This window comes from Ruegeria sp. O4, from assembly GCF_056535125.1.
The window spans coordinates 1-3708 of record NZ_JBQERO010000039.1; the positions used below are offsets into that span (position 1 = coordinate 1).

Sequence of the window (3708 nt, forward strand, 5' to 3'; positions counted from 1 at the left end):
TTTGGGGTCTGCTCCGGCTGAGTGCAGAATGACACCCTAAGCCCGTAGATCACCTGGTTTTCCACCTGTATTCGCCCGTGAGCAGGATATGTGCCCATCCCAGTGGCGAAATGTGCGCCAGAAGGCCTGACGAACAGTCGAGACCTGCGCCCTCTCGGGCTGCAACTGCGTGTCCAAGATGTTTGGTGTTCCAATAAATGATGATCGCGGCCAGCAGGTTCAGCCCTGCCATGCGGTAGTGTTGTCCTTCAGAAGTTCGGTCTCGGATTTCGCCCTGGCGACCGATGCGCAGGGCGTTTTTCAGCGCATGATGTGCCTCACCCTTGTTCAGGCCGATTTGTGCGCGGCGCTGCATGTCGGCGTCGAGCAACCAGTCGATAATGAACAAGGTGCGTTCGACCCGCCCGATCTCCCGTAAGGCAACAGCCAGTTCGTGCTGACGGGGATACGACGCGAGTTTCCTCAACAGCTGACTGGGTGGCATGACGCCTGCCGCCATTGTGGCGACGGCACGTAGGATGTCAGGCCAGTTCTCGGCAATCAGCTTCTCCCTTATCTTCCCGCCGACCAGCCCGCGGACTTCCTTCGGCGCAGCGGCGGGATCGAAGAGATAGAGCCGCTTTGACGGAAGGTCACGGATGCGGGGAACAAAGCGATAAGACAGGAGCGCGGTTGCCGCGAAGACATGATCGGTGAAGCCGCCTGTGTCGGCATACTGCTCTTTGATCTTCTTCCCAGCCTCGTTCATCAGCAGGCCGTCCAGAATGTATGGAGCCTCATTTACAGTCGCAGGGATGTTCTGTGTGGCAAACGGGCCAAATTGGTCAGAGACATGGGTGTAAGCCTTCAAGCCGGGCTCCTGCCCATACTTCGCGTTGATGAGGTTCATCGCCTCGCCATGCCGAGTTGTTGGAAAGAACTGACCGTCGCTGGATGCGGTCATGCCGCCGCCCCAGAATTGCGCCATCGGCAAATTGGCCTGCGCTTCGATCACCTTGGCGAGCGCCCTGTTGATAGCATCGCTTTCAACATGCCACCGGGACAAACGCGAGAGTTGGAAGTAGTCATGTGAACTGGTCGCCTCGGCCATCTTGCTGAGGCCAAGGTTCAGTCCCTCGGCGAGCAGCACGTTCAACAGCCCGATGCGATCCTTGCAGGGAACGCCGGTGCGCAGATGCGTGAAGGCTTCGGTGAAGCCGATATCGTCATCAACTTCCTGCAGCAGATCGGTGATCCGAACGGCAGGCAGGCGACCATAGAGATCAAGCACCATGCCATCAGCATCCGCCGGGATTGCTGCCGTCAAACGATCAATCTTGAGAACGCCGTTCTCGATTGAACCGCCGGGAATCGCGCCAGCTCTCGCAGCCTTGGCCAAACGCTTCATACCTTCTGCCAGCCTTGCCTTGCGATCATCGAGCCAGGTCTCAGGTTCGAATGGCATCGTCAGGCGAGGGCACGCCTTGGCTGTTTCTATCGGTACCAAGGCCTGTTTCAGATCAGCGTAACGCCGGGAATGGGGCAGCCAGATATCGCCGGATCGGAAGGCTTCGCGCACCTGGAACAAGGCGGCGACCTCCCAGAGCCGATTGTCACTTGGGTCTTGGGCGTTGAGGTGCCGATGCCATTTCGAGGTTCGGCGCAAGAAGCCAACCTGGCGTGGCGCATCAGTTTGATCCTGGGCGATGACTTTTGTTGCCTGCATCAAAGGCGCCGCCACCGGGGCGGCGCAGATATCAAGCGCCCGCAGCATCCTTGGGGCATAGCGCCGGAACCGGTGATATCCATGAACGACATGGGACAGGGCGTCAGCTGCCATCGTTTCGGTCAACTCGGCCGCGGTTGTCACCATGTTTTCGAGGTGAGACCAGCCACACGTAAGTTCGACGGCTGCGTCAAGGGACGCGCCATCCGCCTTCGCTTCCAGCAGGGCGGCACCCAGATCCCTGAAAGATCGCAAGGTCTCACGCAGCGAGGATCGGGCATCCGCGATACGCGCGTCGGACAGCCTTTTCGCATCCCGCCAGGTCTTGCCAACAATCCGGTCGTGGGTTTCGATCACGGCATCGGCGATGGCTGCCTTCCATTCTACCGCACAGACAGCAAGGATCGCCAGGCGCCGGTCACTCGTGATGTCGCGCAAACCATCGGCAAAGTACCGTTCGCCCTGGCGGCGCAGGCGGGTGATCCGATGTGGTGGTACGTCGGCCAGAATGTCCGGTGAAAGGCCCAAGTCTCGCAAAAACTCCAACCGGTCCAGAAGCCGCGATGCTCCAGCCGAGTTGCTGCCCGCCTCGAAGCGGCGAAGCCAAATGAACCGAGTGACATTGCCATCCACGATCTCGGTCAGCAGCGCGTCTAGGCGTTCTTTCGTTTCATCGTCGATCCGGTTAGTGATCCGGCTTTCGGTCTGGCGCTCAGCCGACACCAGGGCATCTGCGCACAGCCGTTCGATGACAGAGATGCCGGGCAGGATTACCTGCGATCGGCGGCACTCTTCGACAAATCGGCGCGCCAGGTCTTCGTTGGATCGGGCAGTTTCAGCCTCATTCTCAAGCCAGGCCTTCAGACTGCGCGCGCCTTGGCCCGAGAACATCTTGAAGCCGTAAATCTGGCGCAGGGCATGCAGGTGCTGCTGACGTGTTTGCCGACGTGAGGCATAGGGTAAGACATCGTCGCTGGTCAGACCCAACTGGGCCGCGATGAAGCGCAAGACCTTTTCCGGGATGATTTCGCCAGATGACAACAGCCGCCCAGGATAGCGTAGGGCACAGAGCTGCAGGGCAAAGCCGATCTTGTTCTCCGGCCGCCGCCTTTCGTTGATGTGTTCGATATCGTCGTCAGCCAGCGTGTAATGCCGCAACATCAGGGTTTCGTCAGTCGGCAGATCAAAAAGCGCCGAACGCTGGCGCTCTGTCAGAATGGTGCGATGCGCCATGTTTCTTTTGCTTTCTTATAGGGGTTTGCTTATTGATGATTATGATATGGGTTATGGAAAAATAGAGATGGCCGAAAGCCGGGAATTCCTCCAAACACCACAAACGTTCGTTTGTGAAACATGCTGATCGGATACGCGCGCGTTTCAAAAGCCGATGGCAGCCAGTCGCTTGACCTACAAAAGGACGCTCTGGTCGAGGCCGGTGTAGATGAAAAACAAATCTACTCCGACCAGGCCTCGGGCAAAAAAGACGACCGCCCTGGCCTCGAAGCTTGTCTGAAGGCTCTGCGCGAAGGTGATGTCCTTGTCATCTGGAAACTGGACAGAATGGGTCGCAGCCTGAACCATCTGGTGAAAACGACGACCCTGTTGTCAGAGCGCGGTGTCGGCCTGAAGGTGCTGACAGGCCAAGGGGCACAGATCGACACGACCACCGCAGCGGGTCGATTGTCATTTGGCATCTTTGCAGCGCTTGCGGAATTTGAAAGCGAGTTGATCCGGGAGCGCACAATGGCGGGGCTGCAAGCCGCCCGTGCTCGAGGCCGCAAAGGCGGTCGAAAGTTCGCACTCACCAAAACCCAGGTCCGGATGGCACAGGTCGCAATGGCCAACCGGGACACATCCGTTTCAGAACTGTGCAATGAACTGGGCGTAAAACCCGTCACCCTGTATCGATACGTCGATCCCAAAGGCAACCTGCGAGAATATGGGAAACGCGTGCTCAGCGCTTAAGGTGTCATTCTGCACTCAGCCGGAGCAGACCCCATTTT

Annotated in this window: 2 protein-coding genes; one reads left to right on the forward strand and one right to left on the reverse strand. The window is 58.4% G+C overall.

The features are described 5' to 3' along the window. Nucleotides 1–49 precede the first annotated feature (49 nt). Complete coding sequence (locus tag ACR0J7_RS20335) at nt 50–2938, reverse strand: Tn3 family transposase (RefSeq protein ID WP_480915464.1); 2889 nt, start codon at nt 2936–2938, stop codon at nt 50–52. A 120-nt stretch (nt 2939–3058) separates the two neighbouring features. On the opposite strand from ACR0J7_RS20335, the gene ACR0J7_RS20340 reads away from it, so the two are divergent. Next, nucleotides 3059–3670, forward strand: a complete 612-nt coding sequence (locus tag ACR0J7_RS20340) for a recombinase family protein (RefSeq protein WP_480915466.1) — start codon at nt 3059–3061, stop codon at nt 3668–3670. Nucleotides 3671–3708: the final 38 nt, after the last annotated feature.